Source organism: Pseudonocardia sp. TRM90224, assembly GCF_021245725.1.
Lineage (GTDB): Bacteria > Actinomycetota > Actinomycetes > Mycobacteriales > Pseudonocardiaceae > Pseudonocardia.
In genome coordinates this window covers 141,030-164,419 of the sequence record NZ_JAJGSX010000007.1, presented here as the reverse complement: position 1 = coordinate 164,419, position 23,390 = coordinate 141,030, and the positions used below count along the sequence as shown (strand labels likewise).

Annotated in this window: 19 protein-coding genes; 7 read left to right on the top strand and 12 right to left on the bottom strand. The window is 71.9% G+C overall.

Translation table 11 applies throughout. The features are described from left to right. The first annotated feature begins 82 nt into the window (after positions 1–82). Complete coding sequence (locus tag LL648_RS13565; RefSeq protein ID WP_232662874.1) at positions 83–838, top strand: SDR family NAD(P)-dependent oxidoreductase; 756 nt, start codon at positions 83–85, stop codon at positions 836–838. 8 nt (positions 839–846) lie between these two features. Here the strand turns inward: LL648_RS13565 and LL648_RS13560 are convergent, their stop codons facing one another. Beyond that, entirely contained in the window at positions 847–1,197 is a 351-nt protein-coding gene (locus LL648_RS13560) for a hypothetical protein (protein WP_232662873.1), read from the bottom strand. A gap of 223 nt (positions 1,198–1,420) precedes the next feature. Beyond that, positions 1,421–1,837, bottom strand: a complete 417-nt coding sequence (locus LL648_RS13555) for a helix-turn-helix domain-containing protein (RefSeq protein ID WP_232662872.1) — start codon at positions 1,835–1,837, stop codon at positions 1,421–1,423. A 66-nt stretch (positions 1,838–1,903) separates the two neighbouring features. Between LL648_RS13555 and LL648_RS13550 the strand changes: the two genes are divergently transcribed. Further along, positions 1,904–3,316 carry an MDR family MFS transporter gene (locus tag LL648_RS13550; RefSeq protein WP_232662871.1) on the top strand — a complete coding sequence of 471 codons (1,413 nt, stop codon included), beginning with the start codon at positions 1,904–1,906 and terminating at the stop codon, positions 3,314–3,316. Between the two features lie 19 nt (positions 3,317–3,335). Here LL648_RS13550 and LL648_RS13545 read toward each other — a convergent pair whose 3' ends face one another. From LL648_RS13545 to LL648_RS13520, 6 genes are all read right to left on the bottom strand, one after another. Continuing rightward, positions 3,336–4,946 carry a sulfatase-like hydrolase/transferase gene (locus LL648_RS13545; protein WP_232662870.1) on the bottom strand — a complete coding sequence of 537 codons (1,611 nt, stop codon included), beginning with the start codon at positions 4,944–4,946 and terminating at the stop codon, positions 3,336–3,338. Positions 4,947–5,075: 129 nt separating this feature from the next. Beyond that, positions 5,076–5,879: an ABC transporter permease gene (locus tag LL648_RS13540; RefSeq protein ID WP_232662869.1), complete on the bottom strand. Its 804-nt coding sequence runs from the start codon at positions 5,877–5,879 to the stop codon at positions 5,076–5,078. After that, positions 5,876–6,877, bottom strand: coding sequence for an ATP-binding cassette domain-containing protein (locus LL648_RS13535; protein ID WP_232662868.1), 1,002 nt, complete (start codon positions 6,875–6,877; stop codon positions 5,876–5,878). Before LL648_RS13535 ends, LL648_RS13540 begins: the two co-directional genes overlap by 4 nt. A gap of 102 nt (positions 6,878–6,979) precedes the next feature. Next, entirely contained in the window at positions 6,980–7,816 is an 837-nt protein-coding gene (locus tag LL648_RS13530; protein WP_232662867.1) for a DUF4097 family beta strand repeat-containing protein, read from the bottom strand. Positions 7,817–7,821: 5 nt separating this feature from the next. Continuing rightward, a complete protein-coding gene (locus LL648_RS13525) occupies positions 7,822–8,331 on the bottom strand; it encodes a toxin-antitoxin system HicB family antitoxin (protein ID WP_232662866.1) in 510 nt (169 codons plus the stop codon). A 50-nt stretch (positions 8,332–8,381) separates the two neighbouring features. Further along, positions 8,382–9,218, bottom strand: a complete 837-nt coding sequence (locus tag LL648_RS13520) for a CPBP family intramembrane glutamic endopeptidase (protein ID WP_232662865.1) — start codon at positions 9,216–9,218, stop codon at positions 8,382–8,384. Positions 9,219–9,264: 46 nt separating this feature from the next. On the opposite strand from LL648_RS13520, the gene LL648_RS13515 reads away from it, so the two are divergent. Beyond that, entirely contained in the window at positions 9,265–9,882 is a 618-nt protein-coding gene (locus tag LL648_RS13515) for a TetR/AcrR family transcriptional regulator (RefSeq protein WP_232662864.1), read from the top strand. Positions 9,883–9,900: 18 nt separating this feature from the next. Here LL648_RS13515 and LL648_RS13510 read toward each other — a convergent pair whose 3' ends face one another. Then, the gene (locus LL648_RS13510) at positions 9,901–11,097 is read right to left on the bottom strand and encodes a Gfo/Idh/MocA family protein (RefSeq protein WP_232662863.1); all 1,197 of its coding nucleotides are present in this window, start codon (positions 11,095–11,097) and stop codon (positions 9,901–9,903) included. A 92-nt stretch (positions 11,098–11,189) separates the two neighbouring features. On the opposite strand from LL648_RS13510, the gene LL648_RS13505 reads away from it, so the two are divergent. The 3 genes from LL648_RS13505 to LL648_RS13495 are packed head-to-tail and all read left to right on the top strand — an operon-like array spanning position 11,190 to position 13,699. Further along, complete coding sequence (locus tag LL648_RS13505) at positions 11,190–12,041, top strand: helix-turn-helix domain-containing protein (protein WP_232662862.1); 852 nt, start codon at positions 11,190–11,192, stop codon at positions 12,039–12,041. Next, on the top strand, positions 12,038–12,619 hold the full coding sequence (gene cpt, locus LL648_RS13500; protein WP_232662861.1) for a chloramphenicol phosphotransferase CPT: 582 nt from the start codon (positions 12,038–12,040) through the stop codon (positions 12,617–12,619). Before LL648_RS13505 ends, cpt begins: the two co-directional genes overlap by 4 nt. Before the next feature lie 9 nt (positions 12,620–12,628). After that, entirely contained in the window at positions 12,629–13,699 is a 1,071-nt protein-coding gene (locus LL648_RS13495; protein ID WP_232662860.1) for a hypothetical protein, read from the top strand. A 131-nt stretch (positions 13,700–13,830) separates the two neighbouring features. On the opposite strand, the gene LL648_RS13490 is transcribed toward LL648_RS13495, so the two are convergent. After that, positions 13,831–14,433, bottom strand: a complete 603-nt coding sequence (locus LL648_RS13490) for an FAD-binding oxidoreductase (protein ID WP_232662859.1) — start codon at positions 14,431–14,433, stop codon at positions 13,831–13,833. A 166-nt stretch (positions 14,434–14,599) separates the two neighbouring features. Here LL648_RS13490 and LL648_RS13485 point away from each other — a divergent pair, with 166 nt between their 5' ends. Next, positions 14,600–15,091, top strand: coding sequence for a pyridoxamine 5'-phosphate oxidase family protein (locus LL648_RS13485; protein WP_232662858.1), 492 nt, complete (start codon positions 14,600–14,602; stop codon positions 15,089–15,091). Between the two features lie 78 nt (positions 15,092–15,169). On the opposite strand, the gene LL648_RS13480 is transcribed toward LL648_RS13485, so the two are convergent. Both LL648_RS13480 and LL648_RS13475 read right to left on the bottom strand, forming a co-directional pair. Beyond that, on the bottom strand, positions 15,170–19,273 hold the full coding sequence (locus LL648_RS13480) for a serine protease (RefSeq protein WP_232662857.1): 4,104 nt from the start codon (positions 19,271–19,273) through the stop codon (positions 15,170–15,172). Beyond that, a complete protein-coding gene (locus tag LL648_RS13475; RefSeq protein WP_232662856.1) occupies positions 19,264–23,331 on the bottom strand; it encodes a serine protease in 4,068 nt (1,355 codons plus the stop codon). The genes LL648_RS13480 and LL648_RS13475 overlap by 10 nt, the downstream gene beginning before the upstream one ends. Between the last annotated feature and the right edge of the window lie 59 nt (positions 23,332–23,390).

Genomic DNA, 23,390 nt, shown 5'->3' with positions numbered 1-23,390 from the left:
CCCGCCCCGGCCCCAGGCTGCCGGTTCTGCACGATCAACGTCAGGACGGGAGCAGACCCCGATGCCAGTGTCGGAAGGGTCGTTGGCCGGGAGGACCGCCGTCGTCACCGGCGGCAGCAGGGGACTCGGGTACGCCATGGCCGAGGCGCTCGGTCGCAACGGCGCCGATCTCATGCTGGTCGACGTGCTGGAGTCCGTGACCGATGCCGCGGCCCGGCTCGACGCCGAGCTGCCCGGTGCCGTCGCCGCTCAGCGCTGCGACGTCACCGAAGCCGACCAGGTCGCCCAGGTGTTCGCCCGCACCGCAGACGAGCTCGGCACCGCGACGATCCTCGTCAACGCGGCCGGGATCGCGTGGAACGAGCCGGCCATCGACGTCACGGCGGAGCGGTTCCGCACGGTGCTCGACGTCAACGTCACCGGCACGTTCCTGCCCTGCCAGTCGTTCGCCCGCGCGGTGGTCGCCGCTGGGCTGACCGGGTCCGTCGTGAACGTCGCGTCGATGTCCGGGATGGTCGTCAACCTGCCCCAGCCGCAGGCCGCCTACAACGCGTCGAAGGCGGCGGTGTCGATGTTGACGGCGAGCCTCGCCGTCGAGTGGCTGCCGTTGGGGATCCGGGTCAACGCGATCGCGCCGGGCTACTTCGCGTCCGACATGACGAAGTCCGTGTCGACGACCGACCCCGACATGGTCGACGAGTGGATGCGCCGCACGCCGGCGGGGCGGATGGGGCGCCCCGACGAGCTCGGGCCGCTGGTGACCTACCTCTGCGGCGACGAATCGGCGTTCGTCGTCGGGCAGACCATCGTCATCGACGGCGGCTACACCATCGTCTGAGCCGCGGGTCACGATTCGTCGAGCCGGATCGCGACGACCGCGACGGTGCCGGCGACAAAACCGACCGTCCAGTCGAGCACCGACAGCCACGGCGACGTGTGTTCGCCGGCGAAGCCGATGTTCGCCGAGATCTCGACGCCCTGCCGGTAGGTGAGCACGGCCACGGTGAACCAGGAGAGGAACGTGAGCGCGCGGACGACGAACGCCGGTCCGGCGGTCGACGTGACGTAGTGCAGCAGCACCCAGACCGTCGCCGAGATGAGCACCCCGGTGCAGACGTGCACCGCCGCGTGCGCCAACAACGTCGTGTGCTGGAGGCCGTTGCGGCCGAGCTGCCCGACCTCCACCGTATCGGTCACCCTGCCGACCATCGCGACAAAAGTTGCCGCCATGAGTACAGCTGCCGCTGTCGGTGGAAATACGATGAACAGAATTCGTCGGCGAATCAATTCCTGCATGAATCCCCCGACTTGTCTTGCATGAGCGTTCGATCCTGCAGTACTGCGTCCGTCGCTGTCAACTCGGCGTCGAATTGCTCACACCATTGGGAAATCGCTTGGAATAGGTAAGGACCTTTCCGTCTCAGTGGGTCTTTCCCCACTGTGTGACCAGCGAGTGCACCAGGCGCTGGAACGTCCGGCACTGCGTGAAGTCCTCGGCCTCGCACGCCAGCGCGTGGTCGATGAGCTTCCTGGATTCGAGGATCTCCGACAGCCGTGCGTCGAGCTCATCCCGGTGGCGCTGCATGAGCACGCGTCTCGTTGCCGGGTCCGGTGCGGTGAGCATCTCCTGCAGCTGCGCCAGGCTGAAGCCCGCCTGCTTGCCGCGCAGGATCATCACGACCCGCGTCACGTGGTCGTCGGTGTAGCGCCGGCGGCCGCTGACCCTCGTCGCGGGGGTGAGCAGGCCGACCGCCTCCCAGTGCCGCAGCACGTGGGTCGCCAGCCCGAACCGGGCCGCCAGCGCACCGATCGAGTAGGTCGCACCGCTTGACTTCATGTTCACATTAACTTGCAGAGTTGGGCCGCACGTCAAGGACACCTGCGCCGGAAGAAGGGGAACACGATGGACGAGGCGGTCATCGAGACCGAGGCGGGCCGGCCGGCACGCACCAGCAACGTCCCGCTCGCCTCGATCGGGCTCGCGCTCGGGGTGCTGCTCTCCGTACTGGACCAGACGGTGGTGGCGATCGCGCTGCAAAGCATCGCCACCGACCTCGGCGGGCTCGAGTCGATCAGCTGGGTCGTCACCGCGTACGTGCTCGCCTCCACTGCGACCGGCACGCTGTACGGCAGGCTCAGCGACCGGTTCGGCCGGCGGCCGGTCTACCTGTTCTCGATCATGCTCTTCACCGTGGCGTCGCTGCTGTGCGCTTCGGCGGGCACGCTCGGCGAGCTGATCGCCTACCGCGCGCTGCAAGGCGTCGGCGCGGGAGCGCTGTTCGTCGTGCCGACCATCGCGCTGGCCGAGCTCCACCCACCGGAGAAGCGCGGCAAGGTGCAGGGCTACGTCGGGGTGTTGTTCGCCGTGGCCAGCATCGGTGGCCCGCTCGTCGGCGGAGTGCTCACCGACGCCGTCGGTTGGCGCTGGATCTTCTACGTCAACCTGCCGATCGGTGTCGTGGCGGCGCTCCTGGTGGCGTTCACGCTGCGGCTGCCGTTGCTCCGCCAGGACGCTGCCGTGGACTTCCTCGGGTCGACGCTGCTGGTCGGCGCCGTCGTCAGCCTGATGCTGGTCACCGAATGGGGCGGCCGGACGTACGCCTGGGGATCGGGCGTCGTGCTCTCGCTGGCGGCCGCGTTCGTCGTGCTGCTGGCGGGGTTCGTCGCCTGGGAACGGCGAGCGGCGAACCCGGTGCTGGCGCTGCGGCTGTTCACCAACCGCACGCTCGCGGTGGCGCTGCCCGCGGCCGCGCTTCTCGGTGCGCTGCTGTACGGCGTGGTCGTGTTCCTGCCGACGTACATGCAGAACGCGTTCGGGATGAGCGCCACGCAGTCCGGGTTCGCGCTCATCCCGTACATGCTCGCGTTCGTGCTGGCCTCCGGCATCGCGGGTGCGAAGGTGGCGTCGGTGGGAGCGAAGCCGCTGCTGGTGCTCGGTCCGATCATCATCACGGCCGGCGTCGCGCTGCTGTCGATGTTGGACCACAACAGCTCATACCCGCTGTTCGTGGTGGTCTGCGTGGTGATGGGCCTGGGCTTCGGACTGATCATGCAGTTGCTGGTGACGGTGTCGCAGAACGCCGTGGAGCCTTCGGACCTCGCCGGCGCGACCACGGCCGCGCTGTCGATCCGCGGTCTCGGCATGACGCTGGGTGTGGCCGTGCTCGGCAACATGCTCAGCCGCAGGCTCGAAGGCAGCCAGGTCACCGCGGACCTCGTCGCCGACACGATCCCGGATGTGCTGATGTGGAGCCTGCCCGCCGCGGTGGTGCTCGTCGTGCTGGCGCTGGCCGTGCCGAAGCCGAAGCCGAGCTGAGCCCGGATTCGAACAGCGATCACCTGGCGCCGCTGCGCGTCGGCCCGTACGCGGTCAGGAACCGGTCGCGGAACGACGCCATGGGCCAGACCGGCGCCTGCGCGTCCGGCCGCAGCCCCGTCGACCAGCCCCAGCCGGCGATCCGGTCGAGCACGCCGGGGTCGCGGCTGACGATCGTGATCGGGACGTCCTTCCCGGCACCGTCCCCGGAGACGAACGTGGCCGGCTGGTGGTCGCCGAGGAAGACGAGCACGAGGTTGTCGTCGCCGTAGGTCTCGACGTAGGAGATCAACGTCGAAAGGGAGTACTCGATGGAGCGCCGGTACCCGTCGCGCATGCGGTCCGGATCGCTCTCGACGGCCTCGACCGACTCGCTGCGACCGGCTTCCGGTTGGTCGAAGACCGTGCCGTCGCCGATGTCGGCCCAGTCGCGCAACTTCGGCACCTCCGCCCACGGCCAGTGGCTGGTGACCAGCGGGATCTCCGCCATCAACGGCCCACGACCGGCACGGCTGCGTTCGAGCCGCTCGAATGCGGAAAGGGTGTACTGGTCCGGGGTCTGGAATCCGGAATAGGTGCCCGAGCGGTTCCCGAGATTGCTCGAGTCGTATACCCGGTCGAAGCCGTAGAAGGTGCTCTCCGGCCATTCACCGACGCTGGAGGGCATCACCGATACGGTTTCCCAGCCGGCTCGTCCGAATGCGCTCGAGAGGGTGAGCCGGTTGCTGCCGACCAGTTTGTCGAAGCTGTGCTGGTTGGTGACCTGGAGCCCGGAAAGCAGCGTTGCGTGTGCGAGCCAGCTGCCACCGCCGGTCACCGAGGAGGTGAGGAACGCGCTCCGGGCGGAGAAACCGTCCGCGGCCAGCCGGCGGGTGCCCTCGTCGAGCACGGCGTCGACGGTCGGGGCGAACTGCGGGTTCTCCAGCGCCGAGCGCCCGTAGCTCTCGACGAAGGTCAGCACGACGTCCTTCCCGCGCAACGCGGTGAGCAGGTCGGCATCGGCGGTGCGCCCGAAGGCGTCGCTCGCCGACTGCTCGTCGAAGACCCGCTGGTCGTGCAGGCTGGTGGCGACCTGGTCGGCGGTCTGCGTCGCGGCCGCGGCAACGCTGCGCGCCGCGACCGGAACCGGCGCGACGAGCTGCGCGCCGACCGCGAAGCAGCCGATCCACGCGACGGTCAGCACCGCGACGGCACGGGCCGTGGCGCCCCGGTGCCGCGCCGCGACACCGGCGAGCCGCCGGACCGCCAGCGGCATGACGACGACCAGCACGACGCCGGCGACGACGGCGCCGACCGCGACGGCGGTTGCGCCGGCATCACCCAGCGACCCGTGCAGCAGCTCGACCGCGCTGCCCAGCTGCGGCCAGTCGAAGAGCGGGTCGAACGGTCTCGCCAGCACCGACAGGAAGCCCATCTGCAGCACCCGCAACACCGTCACCACACCGAGCACGGCCCCGGCGACCGGCGCGACGATCCGTCGCGCCCGCGCCGGCAGCACCAGCAGCAGCGCGGCGCCGAGCAGCCCTTCCAGCGGGATCCGCAGCAGGGCGAGCGGGCTGAGCTGCCCCACCTCGCGGGGCGCGACCAGCGCGATGAACACCAGCGCGGCGGAGGCGATCGTGACCGTCACGCCGATCACCCGACGCGTCCGGCGGGGCTTCTGGGCTTTCGGGGAAGCTCTCAGCACACCAGTCAGCACGGATCCGGCGGGGAAGGGGTTCAGCCTTTCCCGGCCGGATCCGTCCGGCGGCAGCCGGGATCAGGCGCGTGGCCGGACCGAGGCCCGCTCGTACAGCCGCCGCGACCACAGGTAGCCGCCGCCGGCGATCACGACGCACCACACCACGGCGAGCACCCCGCTCGCGCCGATCGGCGTGCCCCGCAGCAGGCCGCGCAGCGTCTCGATGATCGGGGTGAACGGCTGGTACTCGGCGAACAGCGCCAGCGCCACCGGCATCGAGTCGGTCGGGACGAACCCGCTGCCGAGGAACGGCAGCAGGATCAGGAACATCGGCGTGTTGCTCGCCGTCTCGACGCTCTTCGCCTTGAGCCCCAGCGCGACGGCCAGCCAGATGAGCGCGAGCGCCGCCATCAGGAGCACGGCGACCGCGCCGAGCCACTCCAGCGGGCCCGCGGTCGGCCGGAACCCGATCGCGAACGCGACGGCGAGCACCACGACGACGCCGATCGCCGACTGGATGACGCTCCCGATGACGTGTCCCGTCAGCACCGCGGCCCGGGAGATCGCCATCGTGCGGAACCGGGCGACGATGCCTTCCGTCATGTCCATCGAGATCGAGATGGCCGTGCCCTGCACCGCGCCGGCCAGCGTCATCAGCAGGATGCCGGGGACGACGTAGTTCGCGTACTCGGTGCGGCCGCCACCGGGTGCGGCGTCGATGCCCGCGCCCAACGTCCCGCCGAACACGAAGACGAACAGCAGCAGGAGGACCACCGGGATCCCGATGACCATGGCGGTCAGCGACGGGTAGCGGAGCATGCGCCGGACGTTGCGGCGCAGCATCGTCCGCGAGTCGCGGACCGTGTAGGCGAGCGTGGTCATCGGCTCAGCTCCTTCTCCTTGTCGGCGGCTGCAGCGGTGGGAGCAGCGGTGGGGTCGGCCGGCGCTGGTCGGCCGGTGAGCGCGAGGAAGACGTCGTCGAGGTCGGGGGTGTGCACGGTCAGCTCGTCGGCCTCCACACCAGCCGCGTCGAGCCGGTCGAGCACGGCGCGCAGCGAGCGCACCCCGCCGTCGCTGGGCACCTGCAGGGTGAGCGCCTCGTCGTCCCGGAAGGCGTCGTCGAACGCCGCCGAGGCGGCCGCGAGCCGGGCCGGATCGGTGAAACGCAGGCTGACGTGCCCGCCCGGGATCATCCGCTTCAACTCGGCCGGGGTGCCCTCGGCGACGATCCGGCCGTGGTCGAGCAGCGCGATGCGGTCGGCGAGCTCGTCGGCCTCTTCGAGGTACTGGGTGGTCAGGAAGATCGTGACGCCGTCGGCCGCGAGCTCGCGGATGATCTCCCACATGGTCCGGCGCGTGCGCGGGTCGAGCCCGGTCGTCGGCTCGTCGAGGAAGATCACCCGCGGGCTCCCCACGAGCGTCATCGCGAGGTCGAGCTTGCGCCGCATCCCCCCGGAGTAGGTGAAGGGCGTCGTCTTCGCCGCGTCGACGAGGTCGAACCGCTGCAGCAGGTCGTCCACCTTGCGGCGGCCCTCCCGCCGGTCGAGGTGGTTGAGGTCGACCATCAGCATCAGGTTCTCCTCGCCCGTCAGCAGGTTGTCGACGGCGGAGAACTGGCCGGTGACGCCGATGACGCCACGCACGGAGCCGGGGTCGGCGCGCAGGTCGTGGCCCCCGATGCGGACGACGCCCGCGTCGGCGGGGATGAGCGTCGAGAGGATCTGCACGGTTGTGGTCTTGCCGGCGCCGTTCGGGCCGAGCAGCGAGAAGATCGTGCCGGCGGGGACGTCGAGGTCGATGCCGTCGAGCACGACCAGGTCGCCGAAGGACTTGCGCAGGTCCGAAACCGTGATCGCGGAGGCGGTGGGTGGGGCGGTCATGGTCACTCCTTTCCGTCGTGCGGGCAGGCCGGATCGCCGCGTGCGCCATGAGACGCCGCGGTGTACCGGTGGTGGGTTCGGTGCTTGTGCTGGGTGCCGGGGTCAGGCGCGGTGGATCAGGATGTCGCCACCGCTGGTGCTGGCCCGGATCTCGACGGTCTCGGCGAACCCGTCGGGCCCGGAGTGCCCGTCGAGGCTGTTGCGGACCTTGCCGGTGGTGGAGCTGACGTCGAGCCAGGCCGCCGTGCCCGCCTTGATCCCGATCTCCAGCTCGCCCGACGTCGTGCTGAGGTCGACGACGCCGCGCACGACCTCCTTGATCCGGACGCTGCCGTAGGCCGTGCGGGCCACAACGCCGGCCCCGGCCCTGTCGACCCGGATCTCGCCGTAGAGACCCTCGACATCCAGGTCGCCCGCGACCTCGCCGATGCGCGAATCCCCGTAGTTGTTCCTGATCTCCGCGGTGCCATCGACGTGGTGCGCGCGCATCTCGCCGAAGCCGGTGGAGAGCTCCGCGTGGCCGTGGGCGCGGTCGACCTCGACGTCGCCGTACGTGGTGGCCAGCTGGACCGGCCCGCCTTCGTCGAACCGGATGTTGCCGTACTTGGTGAAGAACCGGCATTCGCCGAGCGGGCCCTCGCACCGCAGGTCGCCGGCCGAGACCTTCCCACCGAAGCGGGAACCGGCCGGCAGCTCGATCTCGACGTCCTGCGCCTTGCTGCCGCGGATGAGGTCGAGCGCCCAGCCGAGACCGCGGTGCGGGGTGCCCTTGATCAGCAGCTGTCCGTTCAGGAAGTCGACGTGCACGTTGTTGTCGTCGGTATCGGTGTTGAGCACGGTGACGCGGGTGTCGCTCCGCTTGCTCGCGATGATGCGGACGCTGCTGTTGGGCAGGTCGAGCGTGACGGCGATGGGCTCGGGTGTCTCGAAGCTGTACACGGGAATCAGCCGACCCATCCGGTGAAGCGGCCGCCGGACGCGCGCGGCGGGCGACGATCGCGCTGCTGGCCGGGGTCGAGCGCGGCGGAGGTGGCGCGCACGAGCCACGCGTTGACCGAGAGCCCTTCCTTGGCTGCGGCTTCCTCGATTCGCGTCTTGAGGTTCTCCGGCGGCCGGAAGTTGATGCGCGACGTGGCGCCGTCCATCGCTTCGGGCGGGCTCGGCGGCGTCGGCAGCTCGGCGGCCGGCGAGCTCGCCTCCTGGTTGTCGGCCGGTGGCACCACCACGACGAACCCCGGCTCGCGGCCGCGTAGAGTCATGTGAACGGAGCCGGGTGCGAGCTCGCGGGTGATCTCGTCGGCCGCGGCTGCCAGCGCTTCGAGCAGGGCCAACCGCACCGCGGAACCCACCGAGGCGATGAGCCGCTCGGCCAGTGCGCGCGACTCGTCGTCACCGGATTCCGCCGCTACCGCGAGCTCGCGACGGATCGACTCGACATACGACCCCAAATCCATGGCGCCACTATGACACCATCTTGGCGCCATGACAAGTCTCGATGTGGCGCTCAGAGCAGTCCGAGCAGCAGTGGTGCCGCATTGGCGGCGCCGTGGACAGTCAGGATCGGCCACATCATCCGGTACCTGCTCCACAGAAAGCCCAGGAAAAGGCCTTGCATGCCCTGGTTCACGGCCGCGGACGCGAGGTCGACGGCCAGGTCTCCGGTGCCCTGGATGCCGACGTGCCATGCCGCCCACAAGAGTGAAGAGACGACGATCGCCGGCCACGGTCCGACGGTCGCCTCCAGGCGGGTCTGCAGCCAGCGGCGGTAGAAGACCTCTTCCAGGACGGCGTTGACGAGGAAGACCACGAGCACCGTCGCGACCAGCGTGAAGGCGTCGAAGCGTGCGGCAGTGGTGTCGGGTGGAACTGCCAATGGGGACGCGTAGCTGATCGCGAGCCAGGCCGCGACCGGGACGGCGGGGCCGTAGTGGCGCCACACGCCTGGCGCCAGGGCGGCCACGGGCAGACCCGGCGCGCGCCGCCGGGTCATTGCGAACACCACGAGCGGGACGCCCAGCAGCAGCGGGATCTTGAGCAGCGTGTGCGCGGGTTCGCCGCCGCCGACGGCGCGCAGCGCGACGGCGAAGGTCACGGCGGCGGCCACCAGCGTGACCGTCTCGAAGCGGTCCGGGCGCCCGTGCGGCGCGGCTGCTGGCAGGTGCGGCGGTGTGAGGCGGACCAGTGCGATCCCGACCAGTGCGGGCACCCAGCGGTGCCACATCGGCAGCGTCGAGGTGTGGTCGGCGGAGTACCGGATGTCCGCTCGGCCCGTGAGGGCCAGCCACGCCGCGGCACCGGTGATCATCGCCAGTCCTGCCGTGAGCACCCCCTTATTTCGCACGCTTGTACGGTATAGGAAACCGCACGCTTGTGCTGTAATGACGGGCATGCCGAAGGTTGTCGACCATGACGATCGGCGCGCGCAGCTCGTCCGGGCGGTGTGGGCGGTCATCGACCGCCACGGCATCGAAGGTGCGACCGTGCGCAGGGTCGCGGAGCGGGCCGGGGTGTCCGTCGGCGGCCTACGGCACTACTTCGACAGCCAGCACGGGCTGCTCCGATTCGCCGCGGAGCAGGTCGCGGTGGCCGCGCAGGCCCGGCTCGCTCGCGACCTCGAACCCATGAGCAGTGGGGTCGTCGCAGCTCAGGGGCTGCTCGAGGAGCTGCTCCCGCTCGACGCCGACCGTCGCGTCGAAGCCGACGTGTGGCTCGCCTGCCTGACGCGGTTCCGCCTCGACAGCACCTGGGACGACCTTCGTGCCGGCGCGTGGGCCGGTGAGCGCCACATCTGCCGGACCGCGGTCGCGCTGTGCTTCGGCGTGCCCGCGCCGGCGGCCATCGGGGACCCTGTCAGCGGTGAGCTGGAACCTCTCGCCGCACGGTTGCACGTCGTCGTCGACGGGCTGACCCTGCAGGGTGCGATGTTCGCCGACGCGATGCCGGCGGCGCAGGTCCGGGCTCTCCTGCGGGCGGAGCTGGACCAGCTGGTTCCCCCGCCCGTTTGATCGGGTTCGCCTGGTGTCTCAGGTGCCGGGTGCGTCGCCGAAGTCGCGGATGTCGAGCCGCACGCCACCCTTGAGCGCCGACTCGTGCGCGACGATCCCGGGCATCGTGTACCGCGCGGCGACCCACGCGTTGACCGGCGGCAGCAAGCCGGTCGTCACGGCGCGGACGAAGTCGTCGGCCAGGAAATGGTGGCTGCCCTCGTGGCCGTTGGGCGCGCCGGCGAACTCGACCGGGAGCCGCGACCGGTCGTGCACCGGCGCGCAGCCGGAGGTGAACGCCTCCCGCAGGGCGGGATCCACGCCGGCGAGCGACGGATCGTCGAGCGCGAGCGTCGCGGCCGGCTGCAGGTGCTGCGAGACGTCGTGGACGCCTTCCTTGTCCTGCCAGAGACCGACCGTCACGAGCTGCTCGAAGCTGCCCTCGGTGCCGAAGAACCGGAACCGCGACTCGCGGATGTGCGACGGGTAGCCGACACGGCGGAACTCGTTGGTGCGGAACGATCCGCCGTCCGCGACCTCGAAAAGGGCGGTCGCGTTGGAGAAGTCGTTGCCGAACTGGCTGACCTCGCGGTCGAACACACCGTCGCCGCGCTGGTCGACGACGCCGATCGCGGAGACGCTCGTCGCGTAGGTGTCCCAGGCCCCGAGCACCCCACCGATCGAGTGGGTCGGGTACAGCAGGGGCGGGTAGCTCGCGGTCGGCTTCCAGTTCTCCCCGCCGCTGTACTGGTACGCAGCGTAGAAGCCGAGGTCCATGTCGTGAACGTAGTCGCCCTCCGCGTAGAACAGCCGCCCGAACGCGCCCTTCGCGACCTGCTCGCGGGCGTAGACGGTCGCCGGGTTGTAGTGGCTGGTCTCGCCCATCATGTAGGTCAGCCCGGTCTCGCGGACCGCGTCGATGATGGCCGCGATCTCCGCCTCGGTCACCGCCATCGGCACCGCCGAGTAGACGTGCTTGCCGGCCCGCAGCGCGGCGACGACCAGCGGGCCGTGCGTCCAGCGCTGGGTGAAGATCGCGACCGCGTCGACGTCGGAGTCGAGCACGGCGTCGAAGGACGGGAGGGTGCCGGCCAATTCGTGGTCGGCGGCCAGCGCGGCGGCCCGTTCGGGGACGAGGTCGGTCGCCACGATGTCGCCGACGCCGGGGTGCAGCTTCCAGAGCTTCGCGAACGAGCCGGCGAACTGGCCGGCGCCGACGATGCCGATTGAGAACACGGGAACCCTCCGAGGTCGTGGAGATTCGACCGTAAGGGCGTAGAATCGGCGAACTCTTCATCGATCAGAGGTAGAGGTTCCAGGATTCTCGGATGACATCGACCATCTCCAGCTTCGGCGTGCAAGCGTGGGTCGGGCTCCCGTCGCTCATGCCCTCCGCTCATCAGCACGACGACCTCGAGATCAACTTCGTGGCCGAGGGCGGCTCGATGGTCTACCTGTTCGGCGGCGAACCGGTCGAGGTCGGGCCCGGCGATCTGGCGGTGTTCTGGGCCGCGCTGCCGCACCAGGTCGTGGCCAGCTCGGTGTCGAAGGGGTTCTGGGTCCATGTGCCCTTCGGCACGTTCCTCGGCTGGGGCCTCCCGGAGGCCGCGACCGGGCGGTTGCTGTCCGGCCCGCCGCTGATCTCGACGCGGCACGCCCTCGCCGACCGAGCCACCTTCGACCGGTGGGTCGCGGACTTCGACAGCCGCAACCCCGAGCGCGCCCGGATCGCGATGCTGGAGATCGAGGCCCAGATCCGCAGGGTCTTCCTCGTCGTCCCGCCCGATCCGGCGCTGTCCCGCACAGCGCCGCTCCGGGCCGGCACCGACGCGACGCTGCGCCAGGCCGCCTCGATGGCGAAGCACATCGCCGAGGAGTTCCGGGAGCCGCTCACCGTCGCCGACGTCGCCCGCGCAGCGCAGCTGCACCCGAACTACGCGATGACCCAGTTCCGCAAGGTCACGGGCATGACGCTCGGGGACCACCTGCTGCGCTGCCGCCTCGCGGAGGCCCGCAGGCTGCTCGTGACGACGGGCCTCCCGGTGAGCAGGGTCGCCACCGACTCCGGGTTCGGCTCGGTCAGCCGGTTCTACTCGGCCTTCACCGCGGAGTGCGGCGTGCCCCCGGCCATGTTCCGGCGCGAGTACCGCGCAACCGTCCCGAGGCCGGCAGCCCCGTGACCGTCCGGGTGATCGTGCTCAACGGCGGCTCCAGCTCGGGCAAGTCGGCGATCGCGCGGTGCCTGCAGGCCGTGCTGCCCGAACCGTGGCTCGTCGTCGGGGTCGACACGCTGGTCGACGCGATGCCCGCAGCGCTCCGGGCGTCCGACATGGGCATCGAGTTCGCCCCCGACGGTGGAGTGGTAGTCGGCGCCTCCTTCCGGACCTTGGAGGCGGCGTGGATGGAAGGTGTCGCCGCGATGGCGCGCGCCGGCGCCGGGATGATCGTCGACGACGTCTTCCTCGGCGGCCCGGCCTCCCAGCAACGCTGGCGCGAGGCTCTACGCGGACTGGACGTGCTCTGGGTGGGCGTCCGGTGCGATCCCGACGTGGCCACCGGCCGTGAGATCGCGCGCGGCGACCGGACGACCGGCATGGCAGCGGCACAGGCCGAGATCGTCCACAGTGGTGTGGCGTACGACGTGGAGATCGACACCGGCCGCGCGGAGTCGATCGAGTGCGCGCGCCGGATCGCCGCCCACCTCGCGTCCTCAGCGTCCTCAGCGACTCCGGAGAGCTCTCAGCCTGCGGCGTTGTAGCCTGCCGGCATGTCGAGGGTCCGGCGGCTGGGCGTCGTCCTGCTCCTGCTGGCGCTCGTGTCGGCGTGCACCGTCGTCGAGCCCGGCCGCGCGTCGCCGGCGGGCAGCGGCACCGGCTCCGCAGGCGGCGCGCCCACTCAGATCACCTACGACGAGCGTTCCGCGACGTTCGCGCCGGACTTCGTCAAAGCGCGCAGCACGGATGTGTGCGCGCTGCTCGACGTCGAGGCGGCCGAGAAGGCGACCGGCGCGAAGCGTGCGTCGATGCGGCTGTCCACCGGTCTGGCCACATGCACCCTCGAGGTCGACAAGAGCCGGCCGGCCGCGGGATGGGACTTCTCGCTGTCGGTCGGGCAGCGGCTGACGGAGGGCTGGGAGCAGGCCTCGCTCGCCGGCACGAAGGTGATGCGCAACCCCGACATCTCCAGCAAGTGCGAGTACCTCGTGCCGTTCGCGGCCGGCAACGTCGGGCTGCGCGCGGAGATCAGCTACTCCCAGGCGGCGAACACCGGTGCGCAACCGAGCGACGCGCAGGTGTGCGAGACCGGCGAGCAGTACCTCGCCGACGTCGTCCTGCCGAAGTGGAAGAACCCGCCGCAGCTCGCCGCCGGGCTGACGACACCACGAATCCCGCTGCTCGGCAAGGACCCGTGCGCCGCGCTGCTCGCCGCCGTCGCCGACATTCCCGACGACCCCGGTGAGCCGCGCACCGTGCGGCTCAGCGACCCGTACAGCTGCGAAGGCGAATCCGGGACGGCGATCTCGAAGTACGCCGTGGAGTTCGAGATCTACTCCGCGATCCTGGACCTCGACGGGGAACCAGTGCAGATCGGCGACTTCACCACCTACCGGACGGGTGGGATCGCCGCGGGCGGCTGCGCGTACCAGGTGGCGGTGCTGCCCGACCTCCTGTTCAGCAAGGAAGAGAAGACCATCTACAACGGCGGCTTCACCGTCGGCGTCGGCACCTGCGACGAGACCGACATCGTGCAGAAAGCGATCGACAACCTCGTCCGGCAGCCCGACGCGCCGGAGCCGAAGCCCGGCGCGCAGCTGATCGGCGACCTGACGGGCACGTGACCGCGCCGGCCCAACAGCGCCCTGGGGAGGGCAGGAAAGCCACTTTCCGGCCCTCACAGGGCAGGAAAGTGGCTTTCCTGCCCTCGCGTGCGGAACGGGCGCAGCCCGCGTGTGCGTGCCCCTGACCGCGGCTAGCGGAACAGCGTGAACGTCATCGCCGTGATGACGCTCGAGGCGATCGTGCCCGTGCGCAGCTCCCGGAAGCGGCGGGGGTCGGTCCGCGCCGTGACGTGCTCGATCCGCCCGTCCGCCTCCACGACCTCGATCGAGGCGACCTCCTCGCGGGTCCATGTGAACGCCGGGTCGAGCACGCCGGCACCGGGGTAGGCCGGCGCCAGCGGTGCCAGGCCGTGCGCCTCCGCCCGCGCGACGACGTCGGACCACATCGCGCCCGCGGCGGCGATCGCGGTGCGCCCGCGGACGTCGACGTGGATGCTGTCGAGCTTCCTCGTCGCGATCAGCAGACCGCCCTTCGCGGGCTCCGCGAACGCCTCGCCGGGCGCGGCGACGGTGATCGCGAGGCCGAAGCTCTTCGCGAACCGGACGCCCGCGACGACGTCCGCCGTGCTGGTGGCGACGAGCGCGATGTCGGGGGCGTGCGCCTCGCCGACACCGATCTCGGTGCAGAACGACGGCGCGCCCGCCAGCAGCACGTCGCCCTCGGTGACGCTCTCGAGCGCGGTGACGTCCTGGGGTGTGAAGCCCGGCGTCCAGTTCTCGGACCGGATGCTCATCTGTCCACCTTCCGCGGATGATCCGATGCTTCCCTCGCCACATCGACAAACGGCGAGGTCGCGGATCGACCCCACTGGTGGTTATTGAGTCCGTGTGGGCGCATCTTCGTTACTCCCGGCCTTTCACTGACAGGAGGTGGCAGGGATCGGCCGTACGTTGCTATGCATGACCACCTGGAGCGAGTTCACCAAGGCAGCGCCCCGGATCGCCGAGGTCTTCGTGCGGCGGCACACCGCAACCGGCAACCTCTGCATGCTCGCGACCCTGCGTTCCGACGGCTTCCCGCGGATCAGCCCCATGGAGCCGCGCATGTTCGAGGAACACCTGGTGGTCGGCGGGATGCCGAACACCACGAAGTTCGCCGACCTGCACCGCGATCCGCGGTTCACGCTGCACACGGCGACCGTCGACACCCACGTGTCGGACGGCGACGCAAAGATCTGGGGCACGGTCGTCGATGTTCCCGACCCGGCATTGCACCGGCGCTTCACCGACGTCTTGTACGAGACGACGGGGTTCGACCTGCGCGGCCGCGAGTTCCCGTACTTCTACGTCGCCGACATCCTCGGCGGATCCGCCGTCGAGATCGCCGACGGCGGCCTGACCATCACGGTCTGGAAGCGCGGCGAGGACGAGCGGGTCATCCGCAAGGACTGAACAGCGCTCAATCTCCCCACCGTTTTGGGTGGATGCGCGCCGCAGGAGCGCGCATCCACCCAAAACGGTGGGGAAGTTTCAGCCGCAGGGCGGGTCGGTCGAGGCGCCGGCTGGCACGAGGCGCCGTTCGCCCTCGGTGAAGGGGCGGTCGACGACGGCGCAGAGGGCGTCGTGCCAGGCCTGGGCACGCGCCGGGAGGTCGACGAGCGGCCCACCGACGCCCTGCTGGAGCTGCAACGTCGTCCTCGCCTCGTCGACGAACCCCACCAGCACGGGCAGGTTCACCGTGCCGGCTTCCGCCCCGGTCGTCGGGTCGAGGAAGTGCACGGTCGCGTCCTGGGTCAGGCCGGAGTGCCACGAGAGGTAGCCGTCGGCGTCGAACCCGATCAGGCCACGCACCGCGGGCATGGGGATCGGGTGGCCCGATTGCCGACCGGGGTCGACGTCCCAGAACTGGAGGGTCTGCTCGTCGGTGATGACGGCGAGCCGGTTGCCGCTCGGGTCGAACGCGACGGCAGCCGTGTTGCCGGAGAGGACCGACAGGTCGAACCTCGTCGAGATGCTCGTGAGCATCCGGCCTGCGGGGACGTCCCAGATCTGGATCTCCTTGGGCCCGACGACGGCGACCTGACCGGGGTGACCGGGCCGGAGCACCAGCCGCGGGAAGACTTTCAGGTACTTGGCGTCGAGCCGGGCCGGGTCGAGGGTGATGGGTGTCCCGATGGCGCGACCGGTGTCCGGTTCCCACGCGGTGAGCACGCCGTCGGCGATGGCGTAGACCCGCCCGCCGTCCGCGGGCCGTTCGCGCTCCATGGACACCGAGGGCGGCACGTCGTCCCTCCCGGTGGGCGCGGCACCGTCGCGGCTGGGCAGCGGGAACCGGTCGATCAGTCGCAGGTCGGGCATGGTGTACCGAGCGAGGTCCCAGCCGGTTGTGGTGGTGCGGGCGACCCACAGCTGCCCCCGCAACAGCGACAGTGTCCTGGCGCTCTTGTCGGGCTCCAGAAGCTCCGCGACGCGCCGACCGGTGGCGATCTCGTCGACGAAGAAGCCGGCCTGCGCGGGCAGGGCCCCGACCACGTGCCCGTCGTGGTTGAAGAACTGCCGCTCGCCGGGTCGATCGACGGGCCACGGTTCGGCGGCGAGCCGCAGCAACGACGTCCCGCGGGCCTGCAGCAACGCCGGTCGTGGGCCGGGCAGGAAGCTGAGGTCGTCCAGGAAGCCGACCGCGCCGCTCAGGTCCGGCTGGAGCGTGGTCGGGGTGCGGACGAGGTACGGCGTCCCCGTGGCCAGGTCGATCAGCCGTGCCGACGCGTATCCGAGCCCGCTGCGCGACGAGTCGCGCTCGATGGCGGCGCGGCCGTCCGTCGTGATGATGAAGGACGTCTGCGAGAAGCAGCTGCCCGTCATCGGGATGCGGCGCGGCTCGCTGCCGTCGTACGGGGTCACCACTATCACCGCCGGGGTCGAGCTCGTCCCGTCCTCGTCCGCGCACGCCGCTCCGGCCGTGCCGCCGAGCACGTTGCCCGAACCGGCGGGGAGCGTCAGCAGCTCGGCCCCGTCGTCCAGCGAGCGCACCACCAGCCGCGAGTCGGGGAGGCTCGGGGTGCCGTGCCGGAAGACGACGCGGTCGGGCAGTGGGCCGGGGACCACCGCGACCGTGTCGGAGGGCAGGGGGCCCAGCCCGTGCGGGATCTCGGCGCCGGTCACCCGGTCCCAGATCCTGAGCCGGGCCGTGGGGCCCGTGAGCTCCATCCAGGTCACCCGGCTGCTGTCGGGGGAGATCCGGCCCTGTACGGCCTCCGTGCCCGGGGACGCGGGCAGCGTGACCGGGGGCGTCCCGGCGATCACGTCCCGCACCTGCAGGGCGCTGCGGTCGGGCAGCTGGTTGACCAGCCATCGCCCGTCGGCGCCGAGCGCCATCTGCCGGTCGGGCAGGACATCGGGCAGCTCGGTGCGCACCGGTTCCGGGCCGGAGACTCCGGTGACCACCGTGACGTGCGGCGAGGAGTAGAGCAGAACGGTGTCGCCGCCGGCTTGCGCCGCCGAGATCGGGGCCGCTGTGAGGTCGGGCAGCTCGCGCTCGAGCGAGCGGTTCGCCACGTAGGCGTTGCCGAGCGCGGTGCGGGCCTGCGGGCTGCGCGGGTCCTCCCGCCAGGCGGCCAGCGCGAGCTGCACGGCGGCAGCGGGATCCTCGGCCGCCCTCGTCTGCGACTCGCGGCCGAGCGTCTCGGCGTTGGCGCTGGCCAGCTGGGTCGCGATCCGGTTCCCGCTCTGCACGGCGACCGCGGTGAGGCCACCGGCGGCCAGCGAGAGCACCGCGGCCACCGCGGCGACGATCCGCCACGTCCGCACCTCGCGGCGCTGCCGTGCGCGGCTGCGGCGCACGTAGTCGAGGTCGGGTGCGGGCAGGTCGGCGGCGCGGGCCGGCAGGTGCTCGCCCTCGCCGGCCAGCAGCGCGCCGCGCAGCAGCGCGGTGTCGGCGCGGTCCTCCGCCTCCCAACGCTCCCGCCCGCTGCCGACCTGCTCGCGCCAGGCGAGGAACGCGCTGTCGTCGGCGAGCCAGCCACGCAGCCGCGGCCAGTGGTCGATGAGCGCCTGGTGGCCGAGCTCGACGACATCGCCGTGCCCGTCGCCGTGCCCGTCGCCGTGCCCGTCGCCGTGGCCCGATGCAGAGCCGGACGCGCGCCCCACCACCAGCAGTCGCCCGCCGGTCAGCGCCGGCAGCAGCGCCCGCTGCTCCTGCGGGAGCTGGTCGAGCGGGACCGCCTTGCGGACGAACCGCCCGCCGTGGTCGGGCCGGGCGAGCGTCGTGAACAGCCGGGGGAGCGCCGGATCGGCGGCCATCGGGCCGACAACACGTTCGGCGTGCTGGGCGAGCGCGCCCGCGACGCCGCCCGCGGCCGTGTAGTCCGAAAGCGTCAAGGACCCGCCGCCGCGGCGTTCCCAGAGGTCGGTGAGCAGCGACTCGACCAGCGGCAGCTGCCCCGGTTCGGCGCCGGCCTCGTCGAGGATGCGCTCGACGAGGCCCTCCTCGAAGGCGAGGCCGGGCGGTTGCGCGGCAGGCCCGACCACCGCTTCGCGCAGCCGGTCCCGGTCGAGCGGCCCGACCAGCACGATGCCCGAGCGCAGCGTCTCGACCAGCTCGGGGACGAGCAGCTCGTCGAGCGTCGACCAGCGCACGGTCAGCACCGCCCGCACCGCGTCGCCGGTCTGCGCGACCACCCGCTCCAGCAGCTCCTTCGCCGCCGCGGGGTCGAGCATCGCCAGCTCCTCGAACTGGTCGAGGACGAGCACGGTGCGCCTGCCGGTCGCGGCTGGAACGGCGATCGGACCGGCCCCGGCGCGCAACGGGACGACCTCTGCGCCGGCCGCGCGCAGGCGGGGCACCAGCCCGGCATGCACCAGCGACGACTTCCCGGCTCCCGACGGTCCCGCGACCGCGACGACGGGGAGCCGCTCGACGGCATCGGCGAGCCGGCGAATGTCGGCGTCGCGCCCGAAGAACGTGCCCGCGTCGCCTTCCCCGAACGGCCGCAGCCCGGGGTAAGGGCACGGCAGCCGCTCGGGGTCGTACCCGAGCACGTCGTCGATCGGGACGAGCCCGGGCGGCCCGCTGCGCACCGTGACCATCCCGACCACGGCACCGGTGCTTGCCTCCCAGACCGGGGCACCGGCGTGACCGGCGCCGATCCGCTGCTCGCCGGCGGCCGCCAGCAGCATCGGCCGCAGCGCCGGCTGGGTTCCGGCCGGACGCATCGCCCCTGTCGTCCACACGCCGTCGACCAGGCCCGGCGGGAAGCCCAGCACGGAGAAGGAACGTTCCTGCGTGTACTCGATGCGGCGCAGCGGTGGCATCCGCGTGCCGGCGGGCGCGGGGTCGGTGAGCCGCAGCAGCACGACGTCGTGCTCCGGCGCCCAGCGCTCCACCCGCGCCGAGACCCTCGGCGGCTCGTCGTCCACCCGCAGCATCGGAAGGTCGAGCACCACCCGACCGGACGGCGGCGGCGCACCCGGCTCGTGGCCCAACGCTTCCGCGACCACGCCGGCGGTGGTCGCGACGAGGTCGGGCGCGACGAGGAACGCCGCTCCGACGACCTCCCCCCGCGCCCAGACCCGCAGCACCGCGCCGGCGACGACCGTCAGGTCCCTGCCCGCGACGATCTCGTTGCTCACCGACATGGCCGCTCCCGGTCGGCGCCCTCGGGGAGCTGCGCCAGCTCAGCGTCCGAGAGCGGCCGGTCCAGCACGGCGCAGAGCTTGTCGCGCCAGCCGTCGACGGTGATCGCGAGTGCGTACGGCGCTTCGCCGTCGAGGGTCTTCACCGCTATCGCCGAGCCGTCACCGTCCAGCGACGCCGTCCGCGACGGGACCTGCAACCGGGCGATCTCGCGGCCCGCCACCGGATCGATCACGGCAGCGTGCTCCTGCTCGAACTCCACCGCCACCATCCCGTCGCTCGTGAAGCCGAGCAGGTCCGACACCCCCGGCGCCGGGACCGGCCGGCCCGTCATCGTCGCGGTGTCCAGGTCCCAGATCTCGAGGGTCGCCTCCGGGGTGAGCAGCGCCAGCCGGGCACCCGTCGGGTCGATCGCGAACTTCGGCGGGTTCGGGTCGATGAAGCTCTTCGGCCGCCAGGTCGTCGGGATCGTCCGCACGACGGCGCCCGATGCGGTGTCCCTGAGCTGCAGCGCGCCGACGTCGTCGGCGACGACGGCCTGGCCGGGATGGCCGTGTCGGGCCCGGACGGTGGGAAAACGCTGGTACCAGCGATGTTGCTCCGGGGTGGCGCCCAGCGCTACGGGGGCGTGCAGCGGTTGTCCGGTGCGCAGGTCGATCGTCGAGAGCATGCCGGTGCTGACGGTCTCCAGCACACCGTCGGAGTCGTTCTCCGAGCTCTCGAAGGCGACCCGCGGCCCGTCGAAACCGTCGACCGGGATCGGATCAGGGGAGGCCGGGAACGGGATCGTCAGTATCGGGCGGAGCTCGGGGAGCGTGAAGGTGCGCAGCCGCCAGCGGTCGGCCTCGGTGTCCATCACCCACAGGTCCTCGCCGACCCCCGTCTGGACCGGCGGCTGGAAAGCCTCGGGCAGCTCGGCGAGCGTCGTGCCGGTCACGGCGTCCTCGACGGCGATCCGCAGGTCGCCGTCCCGGCGGATCACGTACCGCTGGTCGGTGGAGATCTCGCGACTGGTGCCGTCGTATCCTGCCTTGCCGGACGCGAGCGGTGCCGTCGTGAACCGCAGCAGCGAGGCCCCCTGTGCGCCGAGCACGACGGGCGGCGCACCGGGTCGCGCCACCAGCGCGAGGGACGTGACGCCGAACGCCGCCCTCGGATCCTCGCCGATCATCCCCTTGGGCAGCGTGGCCTGCCGGGTGGCTCCCGACCGCAGATCGGTGAGCCGGACCGTGTCGGTCATGTCCGCGACCGAGAAGTCGGGCTCGACCAGCGTTCGGCCATCCGCGGTGAGACGTCTCCCGCAACCGGGCCGCAGCGCGGGGAACTGGAGCCGCGGCGCGTCCTCGCCGATGCCGGACACCGACACCGTCGACCCGTCGCCGAGCTTCGCGCCCGCGACACACGTCACCACTGCCGCGCCGTCCTCCACGACCCCCGACGACGGGGACGCGGCGCTGATCTCCGAACCGTCGGAGAGCGAACGCAGCGTGAGCCGCGTGTCGGGGGAGTTCGACCGCCCGTTCCGCAGGAGCATCCGGTCCGGTTGTGTGGTCAGCCAGAACGCCTGCGTATCGGTGGGGAGCGGGCCCAATCCGGTCGGGATCTCACGTCCCGCTTCCAGGTCCCAGACGACGGGGTGCAACGACTTGGCGGCGCCGAACCTGACCCACATGAGTCGCCTGCCGTCCGGTGAGAACCGCGGCACCGAGATCTCACCCGCCGGTAGCGGCAGTTCGATGTCGGTAGCCGCCGGGCCTGCGATCGTCCGCAGCCGGATGGTCCGGGCGTCCGGTGTCAGGTCGAGGATGCGGGTTCCGTCAGGGCTGAGGACGTGGGAGTTCCCGGCGCTCTCGGGCAGCTCGACGTGCCGCGGCTGCGGTCCGTCGGCGTCGAGCACGGCCACCGCGCGGGTCGTGGTCAGCACGAGCGCGGTGGTGCCGGCGACCACGAGGCCCGTGATGGGCTCCCTGCCCGTGTTCAGCAGCTCGGCCTGCGCCGTGCGCAGCGACTGGTACGACCACGCCAGCGCGGCCGTCGCCGTCGGGCTCGCCGGGTCGGTCCGCCGGCCGGCCAGGGCGAGCTGCGCGGCCAGCACGGGATCGGACGGTGCGCGGGCCTGCGACGCGCGGCCGGCCATCTCCGCCGCCGCGCTCGCCAGCTGCCCGGCCAGCACGTCACGACGGTTGATCGTGACGACGGCGAGCGTCGCGGCGGCGAGCGCGAGGACGACGAGCACCGCGGTCACCACCCTCCAGCGGCGCACCTCCCAGCGCGCCCGGGCCTGGCTGCGGCGCAGGTAGTCGACGGTGCCCTCACCGAGATCGGCGACCCGGGCAGGGAGCCACTCCGCCGCCTCGGCCAGCGCCGCGCCACGCAGCAGCGCGGTGTCGGCGCGGGCCTCGGTGTCCCACTGCTCCCGCTGCCCCTCGACGCGCGCCCGCCAGACGAGGAACGCGCGGTCCTCGGTGAGCCAGGTGCGCAACCGCGGCCAGTGGTCGATCAGCGCCTGGTGCGCCAGCTCGACCGTGCCGTCCGGGCCCACGACGAGCAGCCGGCCGTCGGCGAGCGCCGGCACCAGCGCCCGCTGCTCCGGCGGGAGGTGCGCGAGCGGCACCGGGCGGCGGACGAACCGGTCGTCGCGGTCGAGGCGGGTCAGCGCGGTGAACAGGGCCCGGGCCGGCCCGAGCGCCGCCGCGCCCGTGGACTGCAGCGACCGCTCCGCGTGGCGGGCCACCGCACCGGCGACCCCGCCGGCCGCCTCGTACCCGCGCAAGGTGAGCCGGCCGCCGTCGCGCTGGTGCCAGAGGTCGGTCAGCAGCGACTCCACCAGCGGGAGCTGGCCGGGCTCGCTGCCGGCGTCGTCGAGGATGCGGTCGACGAGCCCGTGCTCGAACGCCAGCCCCGGCGAGCGCTCCGCCGGCCCGACGATCACCTCGCGCAGCCGCGCGCGGCTCATCGGCGCGACGAGCACCATGCCCCGCTCCAGCGTCCCCAGCAGCGCGGGCGGCACCACCTCGTCCAGCGCCGCCCAGCGCATCGTGAGCACTGCTCGCACGCCGTCGGTCGCGGTGATCCCGACCAGCCGCTCCAGCAGCTCGCGCGCGCCGGCCGGGTCGATCGCGGCCAGCTCCTCGAACTGGTCGACGACCACCACCGAACCGGGCTCGCGCGTGGCGTCGAGCCGTGCGGCCAGCTCGACGCCAGGCGCGGCCCGCAGGTCCACGATCGACGCGCCGCCGGCCCGTAGCCGGGGCAGCAGGCCGGCCCTGACCAGCGACGACTTGCCGACACCCGACGGACCGGCCACCGCGGTCACCGGTTGGCGCCCCACCGCGTCGAGCAGCAGACCGATCTCCTCGGACCGGCCGAAGAACGTCGCTGCGTGCTCCTCGTCGAAGGGCTGCAGGCCGCGGTACGGGCAGGTGGCCAGCGCCGGGTCGAGCCCGAGCACCGCGTCGATCGGGATGAGGTAGGCGGTGGTGGTGTCGCCGCGGTCGGCGGCGACGGTCATCCCCACGACGGCGCCGGTCTGCGCGTCCCACACCGGCGAGCCGCTGAAGCCACCTTCGACGCGCTGCTCGCCGGGGGTGCTCTGCAGCTGGAACCAGCGCGTGGACTGCTCGCCGCGGATCAGGCCGCTCGACCACACGCCTCCCGGGTGCGAGCCGGGGAACCCGAACGCCTGGAACCCGTGGTTCCAGAGCCGGTCCACCCGCCGCAACGGCGGCATCGCCGCCTGCGCCGGTGGCGGCTCGACGAGCCGGAGGATCGCGATGTCGCCCGTCCCGTCCTCGGCGATCGGCGACCACCGCTCCACCAGCGCGGTGTGCGTCGGCCCGCCGCCGGTGAGCAGCGGGAAGTCGACGGTGACCGGCTCGGCGGGCGCGGACGGGTCGTAGGGATCGCAGTCGACGGCGTCGGCGACGACGTGCGCGCAGCTCGCGATGAGATCTGTGCCCACCATGAAACCGCCGCCGACCGGCTCGCCCATGGAGTTCCAGAAGCGCACGACGGCGCCCGCTACCGCGGGCCCGCCCCTGACCGTGGCTGTCTCCCCCATGACGGCCGCAGCCTATCCCCCGAGGTACGTGGTGTCCGGTCCATGGTCGCCACACTGAC

What these genes read in the sequence shown, in the direction of transcription:
- LL648_RS13540 (WP_232662869.1), bottom strand. Translation starts at nt 5,879, where the DNA reads ATGACCACGCTCGCCTACACGGTCCGCGACTCGCGGACGATGCTGCGC.
- LL648_RS13555 (WP_232662872.1), bottom strand. Translation starts at nt 1,837, where the DNA reads ATGAAGTCAAGCGGTGCGACCTACTCGATCGGTGCGCTGGCGGCCCGG.
- LL648_RS13505 (WP_232662862.1), top strand. Translation starts at nt 11,190, where the DNA reads ATGACATCGACCATCTCCAGCTTCGGCGTGCAAGCGTGGGTCGGGCTC.
- LL648_RS13525 (WP_232662866.1), bottom strand. Translation starts at nt 8,331, where the DNA reads ATGGATTTGGGGTCGTATGTCGAGTCGATCCGTCGCGAGCTCGCGGTA.
- LL648_RS13490 (WP_232662859.1), bottom strand. Translation starts at nt 14,433, where the DNA reads ATGAGCATCCGGTCCGAGAACTGGACGCCGGGCTTCACACCCCAGGAC.
- LL648_RS13515 (WP_232662864.1), top strand. Translation starts at nt 9,265, where the DNA reads ATGCCGAAGGTTGTCGACCATGACGATCGGCGCGCGCAGCTCGTCCGG.
- LL648_RS13485 (WP_232662858.1), top strand. Translation starts at nt 14,600, where the DNA reads ATGACCACCTGGAGCGAGTTCACCAAGGCAGCGCCCCGGATCGCCGAG.
- LL648_RS13475 (WP_232662856.1), bottom strand. Translation starts at nt 23,331, where the DNA reads ATGGGGGAGACAGCCACGGTCAGGGGCGGGCCCGCGGTAGCGGGCGCC.
- LL648_RS13550 (WP_232662871.1), top strand. Translation starts at nt 1,904, where the DNA reads ATGGACGAGGCGGTCATCGAGACCGAGGCGGGCCGGCCGGCACGCACC.
- LL648_RS13480 (WP_232662857.1), bottom strand. Translation starts at nt 19,273, where the DNA reads ATGTCGGTGAGCAACGAGATCGTCGCGGGCAGGGACCTGACGGTCGTC.
- LL648_RS13535 (WP_232662868.1), bottom strand. Translation starts at nt 6,877, where the DNA reads ATGACCGCCCCACCCACCGCCTCCGCGATCACGGTTTCGGACCTGCGC.
- LL648_RS13495 (WP_232662860.1), top strand. Translation starts at nt 12,629, where the DNA reads ATGTCGAGGGTCCGGCGGCTGGGCGTCGTCCTGCTCCTGCTGGCGCTC.